Origin of the sequence: Roseomonas acroporae (assembly GCF_023223525.1) — a bacterium.
In the GTDB taxonomy this organism is placed as follows: Bacteria; Pseudomonadota; Alphaproteobacteria; order Acetobacterales; family Acetobacteraceae; genus Roseomonas_E; species Roseomonas_E acroporae.
The window spans coordinates 20,070-33,477 of record NZ_JALPRX010000040.1 but is presented as its reverse complement, the minus strand read 5'-3'; the positions used below and the strand labels follow the sequence as shown (position 1 = coordinate 33,477).

12 protein-coding genes are annotated in these 13,408 nt (G+C 73.3%); 2 read left to right on the top strand and 10 right to left on the bottom strand.

What is annotated here, in order from left to right; translation table 11 throughout:
• Positions 1–312: 312 nt before the first annotated feature.
• The 9 genes from M0638_RS10865 to M0638_RS10825 form a co-directional block, all read right to left on the bottom strand.
• On the bottom strand, positions 313–2,022 hold the full coding sequence (locus M0638_RS10865; RefSeq protein ID WP_282571952.1) for a flavin-containing monooxygenase: 1,710 nt from the start codon (positions 2,020–2,022) through the stop codon (positions 313–315).
• Between the two features lie 21 nt (positions 2,023–2,043).
• Entirely contained in the window at positions 2,044–3,696 is a 1,653-nt protein-coding gene (locus M0638_RS10860; RefSeq protein ID WP_248667007.1) for a GMC family oxidoreductase, read from the bottom strand.
• Positions 3,697–3,889: 193 nt separating this feature from the next.
• Positions 3,890–4,348 carry a hypothetical protein gene (locus M0638_RS10855; RefSeq protein WP_248667006.1) on the bottom strand — a complete coding sequence of 153 codons (459 nt, stop codon included), beginning with the start codon at positions 4,346–4,348 and terminating at the stop codon, positions 3,890–3,892.
• 258 nt (positions 4,349–4,606) lie between these two features.
• Complete coding sequence (locus M0638_RS10850; RefSeq protein ID WP_248667005.1) at positions 4,607–5,032, bottom strand: VOC family protein; 426 nt, start codon at positions 5,030–5,032, stop codon at positions 4,607–4,609.
• A 274-nt stretch (positions 5,033–5,306) separates the two neighbouring features.
• Positions 5,307–6,089 (bottom strand): succinate dehydrogenase iron-sulfur subunit, encoded by a 783-nt coding sequence (locus tag M0638_RS10845; RefSeq protein ID WP_248667004.1) that lies wholly within the window; start codon positions 6,087–6,089, stop codon positions 5,307–5,309.
• Positions 6,090–6,107: 18 nt separating this feature from the next.
• On the bottom strand, positions 6,108–7,922 hold the full coding sequence (sdhA, locus tag M0638_RS10840) for a succinate dehydrogenase flavoprotein subunit (RefSeq protein ID WP_248667003.1): 1,815 nt from the start codon (positions 7,920–7,922) through the stop codon (positions 6,108–6,110).
• Positions 7,923–8,086: 164 nt separating this feature from the next.
• The gene (gene sdhD / locus M0638_RS10835; RefSeq protein ID WP_248667002.1) at positions 8,087–8,500 is read right to left on the bottom strand and encodes a succinate dehydrogenase, hydrophobic membrane anchor protein; all 414 of its coding nucleotides are present in this window, start codon (positions 8,498–8,500) and stop codon (positions 8,087–8,089) included.
• 13 nt (positions 8,501–8,513) lie between these two features.
• Positions 8,514–8,951 (bottom strand): succinate dehydrogenase, cytochrome b556 subunit, encoded by a 438-nt coding sequence (gene sdhC / locus M0638_RS10830; protein ID WP_345893019.1) that lies wholly within the window; start codon positions 8,949–8,951, stop codon positions 8,514–8,516.
• 212 nt (positions 8,952–9,163) lie between these two features.
• Entirely contained in the window at positions 9,164–10,099 is a 936-nt protein-coding gene (locus M0638_RS10825) for an HpcH/HpaI aldolase/citrate lyase family protein (protein WP_248667000.1), read from the bottom strand.
• 288 nt (positions 10,100–10,387) lie between these two features.
• On the opposite strand from M0638_RS10825, the gene M0638_RS28805 reads away from it, so the two are divergent.
• Complete coding sequence (locus tag M0638_RS28805; RefSeq protein WP_345893018.1) at positions 10,388–11,485, top strand: TMEM43 family protein; 1,098 nt, start codon at positions 10,388–10,390, stop codon at positions 11,483–11,485.
• A gap of 111 nt (positions 11,486–11,596) precedes the next feature.
• Here the strand turns inward: M0638_RS28805 and M0638_RS10815 are convergent, their stop codons facing one another.
• Positions 11,597–11,929, bottom strand: coding sequence for a DUF1127 domain-containing protein (locus M0638_RS10815; RefSeq protein ID WP_248667008.1), 333 nt, complete (start codon positions 11,927–11,929; stop codon positions 11,597–11,599).
• A gap of 53 nt (positions 11,930–11,982) precedes the next feature.
• On the opposite strand from M0638_RS10815, the gene M0638_RS10810 reads away from it, so the two are divergent.
• Positions 11,983–13,302: an aminotransferase-like domain-containing protein gene (locus M0638_RS10810; protein WP_248666999.1), complete on the top strand. Its 1,320-nt coding sequence runs from the start codon at positions 11,983–11,985 to the stop codon at positions 13,300–13,302.
• The last annotated feature ends 106 nt before the right edge of the window (positions 13,303–13,408 follow it).

Sequence of the window (13,408 nt, the reverse complement as noted above, 5' to 3'; positions counted from 1 at the left end):
AGGCGAACATCCGCATCGAGTGATGCCGGCCCGCATGGGTCACGACCGGCGCGGGCCGGTATCGCACGGGGTCGGTGTGGCGGCCGCGCGCCGCGCCGGCGGCTCCCACGGGTCCGCGCCTGTGCGGGGACCCTACGGCGAACCGCGGTCCGGTTGGGACTGCGGTTCGCCGTGGCTCGTTGTTCCCGGCGCGGCTTCACGCCGCCGGGCGTGTCCGCCCGCCGGCGATCCGCTCTATGACGCGAAATCGGGTGGCGGGGGCGGCGCGGCTTCGATCCCGCGGCGGGGGGCCGGGCGGGCCGCCCCTCGCCGTCAGGCCGCCCCGGCCTCCGCCCCAGCCTTCACCCCCCCGGCCTTCACCCCGGCCTCGGCCGGGCTGTGCGACAGGCGGAAGCCGGGATAGCCGGCGGCCGCGATCGCCGCGCACTTCTCCCGGTACACGCCGACGCCGCCGAGATACGGCATGAACACGCGCGGCTTGCCGGGGATGTTGGCGCCCATGTACCAGGAGGCCGCCGCGGGGTAGAGCGTGCCGTGCGCCACCTCGTTGTTGTGCGCCACCCAGGCGTCCTCGGCCTCCTGCGTCGCCTCGATCCGGTCCTGCCCGGCGGCCCGCATCCACGCCACGCAGTCCGTGATCCAGTCCACGTGCTGCTCGATCGAGACGATCATGTTGCTCAGCACGGAAGGGCTGCCGGGCCCGGTGATCATGAACAGGTTCGGGAAGCCTGCCGTCATCAGGCCGAGATAGGTGCGCGGCCCCTCCGCCCACTTCGCCGCGAGGGAGAGGCCGTCGCGGCCGCGCATGTCGACGCTCGTCAGCGCGCCGGTCATGGCGTCGAAGCCGGTGGCGTAGACCAGCGCGTCGAATTCGTACTCGGCCGCCGTGGTGCGCAGGCCGGTCGGGGTGATCGACTCGATCGGCTCGGCGCGCAGGTCCACCAGCGTCACGTTGTCGCGGTTGAAGGTGTCGTAGTAGTCCGTGTCGACGCAGATGCGCTTGGTGCCGATCGGGTAGTCGCGCGGCATCAGCTTCTCGGCGACCGCCGGGTCCTCGACGATGCCGCGTATCTTCTCCCGCACGAATTCCGCCGCCGTGTCGTTGGCCGCCTTGTCGCGCAGCAGGTCGGCATAGGCGCCCATGAAGGCGGTGCCGCCATTGGCCCAGCGCGCCTCGTACTCGCGCCGGCGCTCCTCCTCGGTCGCCTCCAGCGCCGGGACGGCGCTGAGGTCGTAGAGGATGCCGGTCCGCATCGTCCGCGCCTTCTCCCGCCGCGCCCGGTAGTCGGACTTCCAGAGCTTCTCATAGTCGTCGTCGATCGGGCGGTTGTGCGCGGGGATGCTGAAATTCGGCGTGCGCTGGAACACGGTGAGGTGCCGCGCCTGATCGGCGATCACCGGGATGGCCTGGATCGCCGAGGAGCCGGTGCCGATCACGCCGACGCGCAGGCCGGAGAAGTCCACGCCCGCGTGCGGCCAGTGGCCGGTGTGGTAGGTGGCGCCGGCGAAGTCGTCCTGGCCGGGGATGTCGGGGCGGCGGGCCGTGGAGAGGCAGCCCGTCGCCATGATGCACAGCCGCGCCGAGACCCGGTCGCCGCGGTCGGTGGCGACGTGCCAGAGGCCCTCGGCCTCGTCCCAGCGCGCGCTCCCGACGCGCGTCAGGAAGCGGATGTCGCGCCGCAGGTCGAAGCGGTCGGCGACGTGGCGGGCATAGTTCAGGATCTCGGGCTGCGGCGCGTAGCGCTCGGCCCAGCGCCACTCCTGCTGCAACCCCTCGTCGAAGGAGTAGGAGTACTGCATGCTCTCGATGTCGCAGCGCGCGCCGGGGTAGCGGTTCCAGTACCAGGTGCCGCCGACGTCGTCCGCCGCCTCGAACACGATGGCCGAGAGGCCGAGGCCGCGCAGCCGGTGCAGCTGGTACATGCCGGCGAAGCCCGCGCCGACGATCACCGCGTCGTAGCGCCCGGTCTCCGGCGAGCGCGCCGGCAGCGGCCGGGCGGCGCCCGGGTTGGTGTCAGGCATGGTGCTGCTCCTCCCGCCGCGTCACGCCGCCACCGCCTGCGGCGCCGGTGCCGCGGCCGATGCCGCGGCGCGGGCATCCTCGCGGATCATGTCGGCGCCCTTCTCGGCGATCATGATGACCGGCGCGTTGGTGTTGCCGGAGACCAGCGTCGGCATGATCGAGGCGTCCACCACGCGCAGCCCCTCGATGCCGCGCACCCGCAGCCGCTCGTCCACCACCGCCATCGGGTCCTGCCCCATCCTGCAGGTGCCGGCGGGGTGGTAGACGGTCTGGCCCTTGGCGCGCGCCCAGTCGAGCCACTGCTCGTCGGTCCGCACCCCGTCGCCCGGGTTCATCTCGTGCGACCGCCAGGCGTCGAGGCGCGGGTTGGCGGCGATGCGGCGGGCGATCTTCATCCCCTCCACCAGCACGCGCCGGTCCTCCTCGGCGGCGAGGAAATTCGGCCGGATCGCCGGCGGCGCCAGCGGATCGGCCGATTTCACGTGGATCGAGCCGGTGGATTCCGGGCGGAGCTGGCACACCGTCACCGTCATGCCCGGCTCGCGGTCCAGCTCGCGCGTCGCGACGCTGTCGTAGCTGGCATGGGCGAAGTGGTACTGGATGTCGGGCGTCTCCAGCTCGGGCCGGGTGCGCACGAAGCCGAACACGATGCCGGCGGTGTAGGTCAGCACGCCGCGCCGGCGCAGGTACCAGTTCGCCACCTCGCGCGCGAGGTGGATGCCGCGCGCCTGCTGGTTCAGCGTCAGCGGCAGCGAGGAATCCTTCTTCAGCCGCCAGTTCATGCGCGGCGCGTAGTGGTCGCGGAAATTCTCGCCCACGCCGGGCAGGGCATGGCGCACCTCGATGCCGTGGGATTGCAGCAGCTCCGGCCGGCCGATGCCGGAAAGCTCCAGCAATTGCGGCGACTGCACGGCCCCCGCCGCCAGCACCACCTCGCGCCCCGCCCGCGCCTCGCGCCGCTGGCCGTTCTCGATCCACGCGACGCCGACGCAGCGCCTCCCCTCCAGCAGCACGCCGGTCGCGTGCGCGTTGGTGGCAACATGCAGGTTGGGCCGGCGCCGGGCGGGCTCGAGGAAGGCATGCGCGGTGGACCAGCGCCGGCCGTTCTTCTGCGTCACCTGGTAGTAGCCGAAGCCTTCCTGGTCGCCGTCGTTGTAGTCGTCGTTGCGCGGATACCCTTCCGCCACGCCCGCCTCGACGAAGGCGTCGAGCAGCGGATGGCGCTCGCGCATGTCGGCGACGTTGAGCGGCCCGCCACGGCCGCGCGATTCCCCGCCGCCGCGCTCGAAATTCTCCGACTTGCGGAAGTAGGGCAGCACGGACTCGTAGGACCAGCCGCGGTTGCCGAATTGCGACCAGGTGTCGTAGTCGAGCGGCTGCCCGCGCACGTAGAGCATGCCGTTGATGGCGGAGGAGCCGCCGAGCGTCTTGCCGCGCGGGATCGGGATGCGGCGGCCCTTGACGTTCTCCTCCGGCTCCGTCTCGAACAGCCAGTTGTAGCGCGGGTTGCTGATCAGCCGCGAGAAGCCGGCGGGGATGCCGATCCAGATCCCGTCATCCTTGCCGCCCGCCTCCAGCAGCAGCACGGAGCGGGACGGATCCTCGCTGAGGCGGTTGGCCAGCACGCAGCCGGCCGAGCCCGCGCCGACGACGATGTAATCGTAGGTCTGCATTGGACGTTGTTCTCCCGCCCGGGAGCCTAGAGCATTTTCAAGCTGGGTGTACTCACCCAGCGACTCGGAAAACGCGAAAAACCAAAGGCGGGGGCCGGCTCGGAAGCCGGCAACGCCGCCCGTGGCGGGGGCGGCGTGAAATAGTTCGGCCGGGCGTACCGTGCCCTGGCCGGGCGGCGGCCCGCCCCCTCCCCTACCCCCGCAGCGCCAGCGGCCGCATCAGCAGCGCCGTGCCCCAGCCCCAGGCGCCGTTCAGCAGGCCGGTGCGCAGCCAGAGCGGCGTGCCGACCGCCTCGTAGGAGGGCAGGCCCTGCCAGCGGGCGAGCAGCGTGAAGCCGACCGCCGTCACCAGCAGGGCGCCGAACAGGAAGCCGGTCAGCAGGTCCGGCAGCCCGGTCAGGCGCAGCAGCAGCGCCAGCAGCAGCCCCCAGACAGCGCCCCAGAAGGTCAGCCAGAACACCATCGGCACGCCGAGCGGCGGCGCCGGGCGCAGGCTGTAGGGAGCGGGCTGGCTGCCGAGGAGTTGCGTCAGCGCCGGCAGGCGCGCGCCCTCGGCATGCAGCAGGAAGGCGGTTCCCTGGTGGAACACCAGCATTGCCACCGCCCCGACCGCGAGGCCCAGGACGACCGTGCGGAGGGAGAGGCGCCTCATCGGCGGGGCCCGGCGGGCGGAACCGGGCCACGGTGCCGGGCGCGCCATGGAGGCGCCGCCCGATTTCCCGCTGGCCCACCCGCTGGCCCAGCTTTCCGACGAGATGACTGCCGCAACGATGCCCCTCCGCCGCCTCCTGGCCGTCGGTGCCGCCGGGGCCCGCGGCCGACGATTCCGGCCCCGGCCGGGGGCGCGGGGCGGACCCGCCCTGTCATAGCGGCGCGGCGGTTCGGCCGTAAGCGAACGCAGGGCGAACGGTCAGCGGTTCGGCCAGAGCCCCGGCGTCGCCACCTCCAGCGAATGCCCGTCCGGGTCGCGGAAATACAGGCTGGTGCCGCCCTGCGGCCAGGCGAGGCGGCTCTCCACGGCGATTCCCCGACGGGCCAGATGCGCTTCCCACTCGCCCAGCGCGGTGTAGGGGATGGCGAAGCACAGGTGCTGCACGCCGCGCCCGTCATGCGCCGGGATGGTGCCGAAGGGGGTGGGCGAGGGCTCGGCGGAGCCGCCCAGGCGGAACAGCAGCAGCACCTGCCCGCCGGGCACGCCGAGGGCGCACATGCGCCCGTCGTGCATGAACTCCTCGAGGCCGAACAGATCCTGGTAGAAGGCCCGCGCGCGGTCGAGATCGGCCACGTAGAGGGACGTTTCCAGCACGCCGGAGAGGCGGGGCGGCTTGTCGGTCATGCGGGGGAGTGTAGCACAGGCGCGGGGGAATTCCGGGGCGCTGCCCCGGCCCCGCCAGGAAGGGCGCCGCCCTTCCTGGACCATCCCGCTGGGCCCCCAAGCTGGGCCCCAAGCGGAAGATGGGGAGGCCCCAGGCCCCGTTCGTTTTGCGCCCCGGCCGTCGAAGCGGGCGAGACATGAAATCGCACGGGGGTTCCAAGGGGGCTTCGCCCCTTGGCGGGAGGATACCCAAGGAGGGCAAGGCCCTCCTTGGAAAATGAAGGCGTCGGGCCGCTCAGACCTGCCGCTCGACCATCATCTGCTTGATCTGCCCGATCGCCTGCGCCGGGTTCAGCCCCTTCGGGCAGGTGCGGGCGCAGTTCATGATGGTGTGGCAGCGGTACAGCCGGAACGGGTCCTCCAGGTTGTCCAACCGCTCGCCCGTATGGTCGTCGCGGCTGTCGGCGATCCAGCGATAGGCCTGGAGCAGCACGGCCGGGCCGAGGTAGCGGTCGCCGTTCCACCAGTAGCTGGGGCAGGAGGTGGTGCAGCAGAAGCACAGGATGCACTCCCACAGCCCGTCGAGCTTGGCGCGCTCCTCCTTGGACTGGAGGCGCTCATGGTCCGGCGGCGGGGCGGTGTCGGACTTCAGCCAGGGCTCGATGGAGCGGAGCTGCGCGTAGATCTGCGACAGGTCCGGCACCAGGTCCTTCACCACCGGCATGTGCGGCAGCGGGCTGATCTTCACGTCGCCCTTCACGTCCTCGATCGGCTTGAGGCAGGCGAGCGTGTTCAGCCCGTCGATGTTCATCGCGCAGGAGCCGCAGATGCCCTCGCGGCAGGAGCGCCGGAAGGTCAGCGTCGTGTCGATCTCGTTCTTGATCTTGATCAGCGCGTCCAGGACCATCGGCCCGCACTTGTCGAGGTCGATGTCGTAGGTGTCGGTGCGCGGGTTCTCGCCGTCGTCCGGGTCCCAGCGGTAGATCCGGAAGGACTTCACCTTCGTCGCGTCCGTGGGCGCGGGGAAGGTCTTGCCGGTGCCGACGACGGAGTTCTTCGGCAGGTTGAATTCGGCCATGGCTCTGTCTCTCCTGCCTCAGTACACGCGCGGCTTCGGCGGGAACACCGAGACCTCGTTGGTCAGGGTGCGCATCTTCACGTCGCGGTAGTCGAGCTTGACGGCGTTCCTGTCGTCCACCCAGGCGAGGGTGTGCTTCATCCAGTTCACGTCGTCGCGCTCGGGATAGTCCTCGTGCGCATGGGCGCCGCGGCTCTCGTGGCGCGCCTCGGCGCCGACGATGGTGCACATGGCGTTGCCGATCAGGTTGCCCAGCTCCAGCGCCTCCATCAGGTCGCTGTTCCAGATCAGGCTGCGGTCGGCGATGCGGATGCTGTCGTAGCTGGCCGCCACCTTCGCCATCTTGTCCACGCCCTCCTTCAGCAGCTCGGCGGTGCGGAACACGGCGGCATGGGTCTGCATGGTGCGCTGCATGTTCACCCGCACCTCGCCGACCGAGAGGTCGCCCTTGGCGTTGCGCACGCGGTCGAGCCGGTCGAGCGCCCTGTCGCCCGCATCGGCCGGCAGCGGTGCCTGGGTGGCGCCGGCCTTGACCGTCTCGGCGGCGCGGTGGGCGGCGGCACGGCCGAACACGACGAGGTCGAGCAGCGAGTTGGTGCCGAGCCGGTTGGCGCCGTGGACGGAGACGCAGGCCGCCTCGCCCACCGCCATCAGCCCGGGCACCACGCGGTCCTGGTCGGTCGCCGTCGGGTTCAGCACCTCGCAGTGGATGTTCGTCGGGATGCCGCCCATGTTGTAGTGGACGGTCGGGAGCATCGGGATCGGCTCCTTGGTCACGTCCACGCCGGCGAAGATCTTGGCGGTCTCGGAGATGCCGGGCAGGCGCTCGTGCAGCAGCTCGGCGCCGAGATGCTCGAGGTGCAGGTAGATGTGGTCCTTGAGCGGCCCGACGCCGCGCCCCTCGCGGATCTCCATCGACATGGCGCGGGAGACGACGTCGCGCGAGGCGAGGTCCTTGGCGGTCGGCGCGTAGCGCTCCATGAAGCGCTCGCCCTCGGAGTTGGTCAGGTACCCGCCCTCGCCGCGGGCCCCCTCGGTGACGAGGCAGCCCGAGCCGTAGATGCCGGTCGGGTGGAACTGCACGAACTCCTGGTCCTGCATCGGCAGGCCGGCGCGCAGGATCATGCCGCCGCCGTCGCCGGTGCAGGTGTGGGCGGAGGTGCAGGAGAACCAGGCGCGGCCGTAGCCGCCCGTCGCCAGCACCACGGTCTGGGCGCGGAAGCGGTGGATCGAGCCGTCCTCCAGGCACCACGCCATCACGCCGCGGCAGGCGCCCTCCTCCATGATGAGGTCGAGGGCGAAGTACTCGACGAAGAACTCGCACTGGTGCTTCAGCGACTGCTGGTAGAGCGTGTGCAGGATGGCGTGGCCGGTGCGGTCGGCGGCGGCGCAGGCGCGCATGGCCGGCGTCTTGCCGTAGTTCTGCATGTGGCCGCCGAAGGGCCGCTGGTAGATGCGGCCATCCTCGGTGCGGCTGAACGGCACGCCGAAGTGCTCGAGCTCGATGATCGCCGGGATCGCCTCGCGGCACATGTACTCGATGGCGTCCTGGTCGCCGAGCCAGTCCGACCCCTTCACGGTGTCGTACATGTGCCAGCGCCAGTCGTCCTCGCCCATGTTGCCGAGCGCGGCGCCGACGCCGCCCTGCGCCGCCACGGTGTGCGAGCGCGTCGGGAAGACCTTGGTGATGCAGGCCGTCTTGAGCCCGGCCGCGCCCATGCCGAAGGTGGCGCGCAAGCCGGCGCCGCCGGCGCCCACCACCACCACGTCGTAGGTGTGGTCGACGATCCGGTAGGCGCCGCCACCGAGTCCCGGCTTGCTGATCGCGTTCATCGTCTCGGTCCGTTCATCGCCCCGACGGGCGCTTCCCCGCCGCGGGCTTCCATGAGAACTGCAACGGGAGCCCGCGGCGCCCGGAAAACCAGATCGGCCCGCCCCCACGGGATGTCCCGCGGGGCGTCGGCCGGGCCGCGTCGCCCGGCCCCGCCCGCATCCCCTCAGACCAGGACGCGCACCACGACGAGCCGCAGCACCGCGAGCGCCGAGAGCAGCGCCAGGAAGATGCACAGGCCCTTCACCGCCAGGATGCCGGCGACCTTGGCGCCGTCGTTGCGCACGTAGTCCTCGACGACCACCTGCAGCCCGGCCGCGACGTGGTGGGCGCTGAAGGCGATGGTGGCCAGCAGCAGGGCGGCGTTGAAGGGATGACCGATCCACAGCGCCACCACCGGGTAGGGCTTGCCGGCCAGCATCGCCGCCGAGAAGACGAACCAGAGCGACAGCGGCAGCAGCGCGATCGAGGTGATGCGCTGGTGCCACCAGTGCGCCGTGCCGGACTTGGCGGCGCCGAAGCCGCGCACGCGCGCGAGCGGGGTGGCATAGCGGGTGATGTGCACGGGCGGCGTGGCCATGGCGATGCGTTCCTCAGCCCCAGGCAATGATGACGACGAGCCAGGTCACGACGGTCAGCGCCGCGGTGCCGATCAGCACGGCGCGGCCGCTGCGGTACATGTCCGGGATGGCGAAGCCGTGGCCCGCGTCCCAGACGAGGTGGCGGATGCCGTTCAGCGTGTGGAACCACGCCGCCGCCGACATGCCGAACAGGATCAGCAGGCCGAGCCAGGAGCCGAGGAACCAGGTGGCCGTGGCGAAGGGGCCGGGGCCGGCGGCGGCGGCCACCAGCCACCACACCATCAGCAGCAGGCCCGCGCTCCACGCGACCCCGGTGATACGGTGGCTGATCGACAGCGCGCTGCTCATCTGCAGCATGTCGTAGACCTGCAGGTGCGGCGAGAGCGGCCGCCGGATCATGGTCCCGTCCGTGCGCTTGCCGATGAAGGTCGGCTCACGCGAATCCTGCATGCTGGACATATGGCTGCACCGCTCCGGCCTGCCGCCGCCCGGCAGAGCCGGCTCGGCACGTTCTTTCCGCGCTATCTATGGTGCGGTGCCAGGAAGCGTCAATTCTGCTGCGGGCCGGAAACCCAGTTGCGAGCGAATTGCAACAGGAACGTGTTCCCAGCCGGGTTTGGAAGCCGCTGCCGCGCCGGTGCCATCCGCGAGGGCCGGACCACTCATCCGGGCGCGGGCGGCGACGCCACGGCCAGCGCCGCGATCGCCGCGCCGAGCGCCAGTTGCCGGTGCGCCTGCTCGACGTGCAGCGACTCCACCAGCTTCCCGTCGAGCAGCACCACCCCCTTGCCGGCCGCCTCCGCCTCGGCATGGGCGGCGATGATGCGCCCCGCCTCGGCCAGTTCCGCCTCCGTGGGGCCGAAGACGCGGTTGGCGATGGCGAGCGTTGACGGGTGGATCAGCGTCTTGCCGTCGAAGCCCAGCTCCCGCCCCTGCAGGCAGGCCGCCTCGAAGCCCGCGAGATCGCCGATGTCGAGATGCACGCCGTCGAGCGCCGCCAGCCCGTTGGCGCGCGCCGCCAGCAGGCAGAGGCCGAGGCCGGTCAGCAGCGGCAGCCGGTCGCGCGTGTGCGCCGCCCGCAGCTCCTTGGCGAGGTCGGAGGTGCCCATGACGAGGCAGGCCAGCGGATGGCGCGGCAGGGCGGTCTCGGCGATGTCGGCGGCGCGCAGCAGCCCGCGCGGCGTCTCCAGCATCGCCCAGAGCGCCATGCCGGGCGGCGCCCCGGCCGCCTCCAGCACCGCCGCCGCCTCGCGGAGCTGCTGCGCCGCCTCGACCTTGGGCAGCACCACCGCGTCGGCCCCCGAGCGGGCGGCGGCGGCGAGATCGGCCCGGCCCCAGGGCGTGGCCAGCGCGTTGACGCGGATCGCCACCTCGCGCGGCGCATAGGCGCCGGAGGCGGCGGCGGCCACGGCGCGCTCGCGTGCCTCGGCCTTGGCCGCGGGCGCCACCGCGTCCTCCAGGTCGAGGATCAGCGCGTCGGCCGGCAGGGTGCGCGCCTTCTCCAGCGCGCGGGCGTTGGCGGCAGGCATGTAGAGCACGGAGCGGCGCGGGCGGACCGGCGCGGCGCCGGGGATCGGGGCGGGGGTGGGGGCGGGCATGGGGCCTTCTCCTCCAAGGGGCGGTGGGCAGGGAGCGGTGGGCAGGGGGCGGTGGGCAGGGGGCGCGGAACGGCCGGGATATGGTTCCGTAAGCGTGACGGGCTATCAGCCGCCGACTCTCCCGCCGGGATCGCCTCCCCACCAGGTTGACGGACAACGAATGAGCGACAGCCAGTACGGCCCGGATGGCGGCCCCTTCGGGCCGGACACCTTACCACCGAGACCACGCGATCCTGGACCGGACGCCTCGGCACCTCGGTCGCCGGGCTCGGCTTCGGCCTGCTGCTGGTGCTGGCGGCGGCCGTGCTGCTCTGGTGGAACGAGGGACGCGCCGTCACCACCGCCCGCTCGCTCGGCGAGGGCGCGGGCGCGGTCGTCGCCATCGACCCGGCGCGGCCCGATCCCGCCCGGCAGGGCCAACTGGTCCACCTCACCGGCCCGCTGAACGCGGCCGGCCCGGCGGTGGACGCCGAGACCGGCATCGGCGCCGCCGGCCAGGGCGTGGTGCTGCGCCGCCGCGTGCAGATCTACCAGTGGCGCGAGCAGAGCAACCGCAACACGCAGGAGCGCCTCGGCGGCGGCCAGACCACGACCACCTTCTACCGCTACGAGCGCGTCTGGTCCGACCAGCCGATCGATTCCGCCAATTTCCAGTCGCCCGGCCACGCCAATCCGCCGCCGCGCCTGCGGGAAGCGCGTTGGGTGGCGACGAACCCGACGGTGGGCGCCATCGGGCTTCCCCCGGAGGCGCTGAACGGGCTGGGCGGCGCGCGGCCGGTGCCGCTGACGCCGGCCGACGCCGCGCAATTCGGGCAGCGCACCGGCCTCCACGCGCAGCTCAACGGCGGCGAGATCTATGTCGGCTTCAGCCCCGCCGCGCCGGCGATCGGCGACCTGCGCGTCACCTGGGAGGCGGTGCCGCGCCAGCCGGTGACGGCGGTCGGCCAGTTGCTCGGGAGCGCGCTCGGCCCGTACCAGACCCGCGCCGGCGACCGCATCCTGGTGCTGCGCGAGGGCACGCTGGCCGCCGACGCGCTGTTCGCGCGCGAGCAGCAGTCCAACCACGCCCTGACCTGGATCCTGCGCGGCGTCGGCGTGCTGCTGATGTTCGCGGGCTTCGCGCTGGTGGCGGCGCCGCTGGCCGTGCTGGGCGCGGTGCTGCCGATCCTGTCGCAGATCGCCGCCTTCGGGGCGTTGCTCGGGGCCTTCGTGCTGACGGCGGTGCTGGCGCCGGCGGTGGTCGCGCTGGCCTGGTTCGCGGCGCGGCCGCTGCTGTCGCTCGGGGTGCTGGTGGCAGGCGCGGCGCTGGCGGCGGCCGGGGCGTGGCTGGGGCGGCGGCGACGCGCCGCGCCGGCGGCGCCGGGCCGGGTTCCGGGGCCGGGCTGACGCCGGCACGGCCGGAGCCCTCACCCAGGGGCGCCGGTCCGGGGCGCCACGCCGGAGATGCAAGTTCCGGGGGGCCCCAGTTCCGGGGGGCGGGCTTCCGGCGGGCCGGAATCAGGCGCGCCAGAAGGGCTTGTCCGCCTCCTCGCGGGCGGTGGCGTCGTCGAGACCCAGGTCGCGCCGCAGCCGCGCCGGCAGTTCGGCCAGGGTGCGCCGGGTTCGGGCACGGTGCAGCCAGAGTCGGAGCAATGCACCGATTGCACCGAGAGACACCGATGGCGGGACCGGCCCGATGGCGCCGCCACGGCGGGGCACGGCCCGCCCGACAATTCGGGTGACGGCCCTGCCGGCAGCGGGCGTGGGCAGCGGATCGGTGGCGGTCTTCGGGTAGGCAGGCATGGTGGGCTCCGTGCCGCGGCGCAGGATGCCGTGGCTGAATCGGAGCATTACGCGCACAATAATCCGGTTCAATCGAAAGATTGACCTCGGTACAATGCCGCATGGACTACCACGCCCTCGCCGACCGCATCGCCGCCGACATCGCGCATGGCAGGCTCCGCCCCGGCGACCGGCTGCCGCCGCTGCGGCAATTCGCGCACCGCCAGGGCATCGCCGCCTCCACCGCCAGCCGCGTCTATGCCGAGCTGGGCCGGCGCGGGCTGGTGGCCGGCGAGGTCGGGCGAGGCACCTTCATCCGCGCCACCCCCGGCGCCCCGTCGTCCCTGCCGGAGTGGATCGAGACGGGCGAGGTCAACCTCGTCACCAACATCGCGATGCTGCCGGGGCAGGATGCGCTGGTGCGCCGGGCCCTCGCCGCCCTGGCCGCGCAGCCGGCGCCGCTCGACGACCAGGGCGCCCGCCGGCTGGCCGACCCGGCCTGGGCCACGGCGCTCGGCCGCGCCGGCTGGCAGCCGGACCCGGCCGGGCTGCTGCTGGCGGGCAGCGCGCGCGGCGCCTTCGCGGCCAGCTTCGCGGCGCTGGTGCCGGCGGGCGGGCGGATCGGCTTCGAGTCGCTGAGCTACCCGACGGCGCGCACCCTGGCGCAGCGCCTGGGCGCCCTGCCGGTGCCGCTGGCGATGGACGAGGACGGCATCCGCCCCGACGCCATCGAGGCGGCCCACCGCGCGGCGCCGCTGGACGCGCTCTACCTGCAGCCCGTGCTGCACAACCCGCTCGGCACCACCATGCCGCCGGCGCGGCGCGCGGCGGTGGCCGCGCTGCTGCGCCGGCTCGGCCTCGTCGCGGTGGAGGATGCGGTGTACGGCTTCCTCGAACCCGACGTGCCGCCGCTGGCGGCGCTGGCGCCGGAGCGCGTGGTGCTGGTGGACAGCCTCTCCAAGCGCGTCTCGCCCGGCCAGACGCTGGGCTTCGTCGCGGCGCCGCCGGCGCTCGCCGGCCGCATCGCCCCGGCGCTGCGCGGCGGCGCCTGGTTCGCCACCGGCCTCGCGCGCGACCTCGCCGGGCGGATGCTGGCCGAAGGGAGCATCGCCGCGCTGGAGGCCGAGAAGCGCGCCGAGGCGGTGCGGCGCCAGGCCCTGGCGCGGGAGGCGCTGGCCGGCCTCGCCCTGCGCGCCAACCCGCGCGCCTTCCACCTCTGGCTGGAGCTGCCCGAGCCCTGGCGCGCCGAGGCCTTCGCCGCCGCCGCCGCGCGCCGGGGCATCGCGGTCTCGCCGGGCGCCGCCTTCGCCATGGCGCCGGGGCACGCGCCGGCGGCGGTGCGGCTCGCCCTCGGCCTGCCGGGGCCGGAGCGGCTGCGCGCGGCGCTCGCCACCCTGGCGGCGCTGGCGCGCGGCACGGCGGAGTTGCCGGAGATGGAGTAGGGCATTCCCGCGCCGGGCGTACCCGCCCGGCGCGCCGGCATGCCGCCCGGCACGGAACCGCGCCGCGGGCCGGGGCACCACCCCCGGAGTGGGCTACCGGAAGTGG

Excerpts from the sequence above, each read along its gene's own strand:
- M0638_RS10865 (WP_282571952.1), bottom strand. The coding sequence starts at position 2,022 with ATGCCTGACACCAACCCGGGCGCCGCCCGGCCGCTGCCGGCGCGCTCG.
- M0638_RS10860 (WP_248667007.1), bottom strand. The coding sequence starts at position 3,696 with ATGCAGACCTACGATTACATCGTCGTCGGCGCGGGCTCGGCCGGCTGC.
- M0638_RS10855 (WP_248667006.1), bottom strand. The coding sequence starts at position 4,348 with ATGAGGCGCCTCTCCCTCCGCACGGTCGTCCTGGGCCTCGCGGTCGGG.
- M0638_RS10850 (WP_248667005.1), bottom strand. The coding sequence starts at position 5,032 with ATGACCGACAAGCCGCCCCGCCTCTCCGGCGTGCTGGAAACGTCCCTC.
- M0638_RS10845 (WP_248667004.1), bottom strand. The coding sequence starts at position 6,089 with ATGGCCGAATTCAACCTGCCGAAGAACTCCGTCGTCGGCACCGGCAAG.
- sdhA (WP_248667003.1), bottom strand. The coding sequence starts at position 7,922 with ATGAACGCGATCAGCAAGCCGGGACTCGGTGGCGGCGCCTACCGGATC.
- sdhD (WP_248667002.1), bottom strand. The coding sequence starts at position 8,500 with ATGGCCACGCCGCCCGTGCACATCACCCGCTATGCCACCCCGCTCGCG.
- sdhC (WP_345893019.1), bottom strand. The coding sequence starts at position 8,951 with ATGCAGGATTCGCGTGAGCCGACCTTCATCGGCAAGCGCACGGACGGG.
- M0638_RS10825 (WP_248667000.1), bottom strand. The coding sequence starts at position 10,099 with ATGCCCGCCCCCACCCCCGCCCCGATCCCCGGCGCCGCGCCGGTCCGC.
- M0638_RS10815 (WP_248667008.1), bottom strand. The coding sequence starts at position 11,929 with ATGCTCCGATTCAGCCACGGCATCCTGCGCCGCGGCACGGAGCCCACC.
- M0638_RS10810 (WP_248666999.1), top strand. The coding sequence starts at position 11,983 with ATGGACTACCACGCCCTCGCCGACCGCATCGCCGCCGACATCGCGCAT.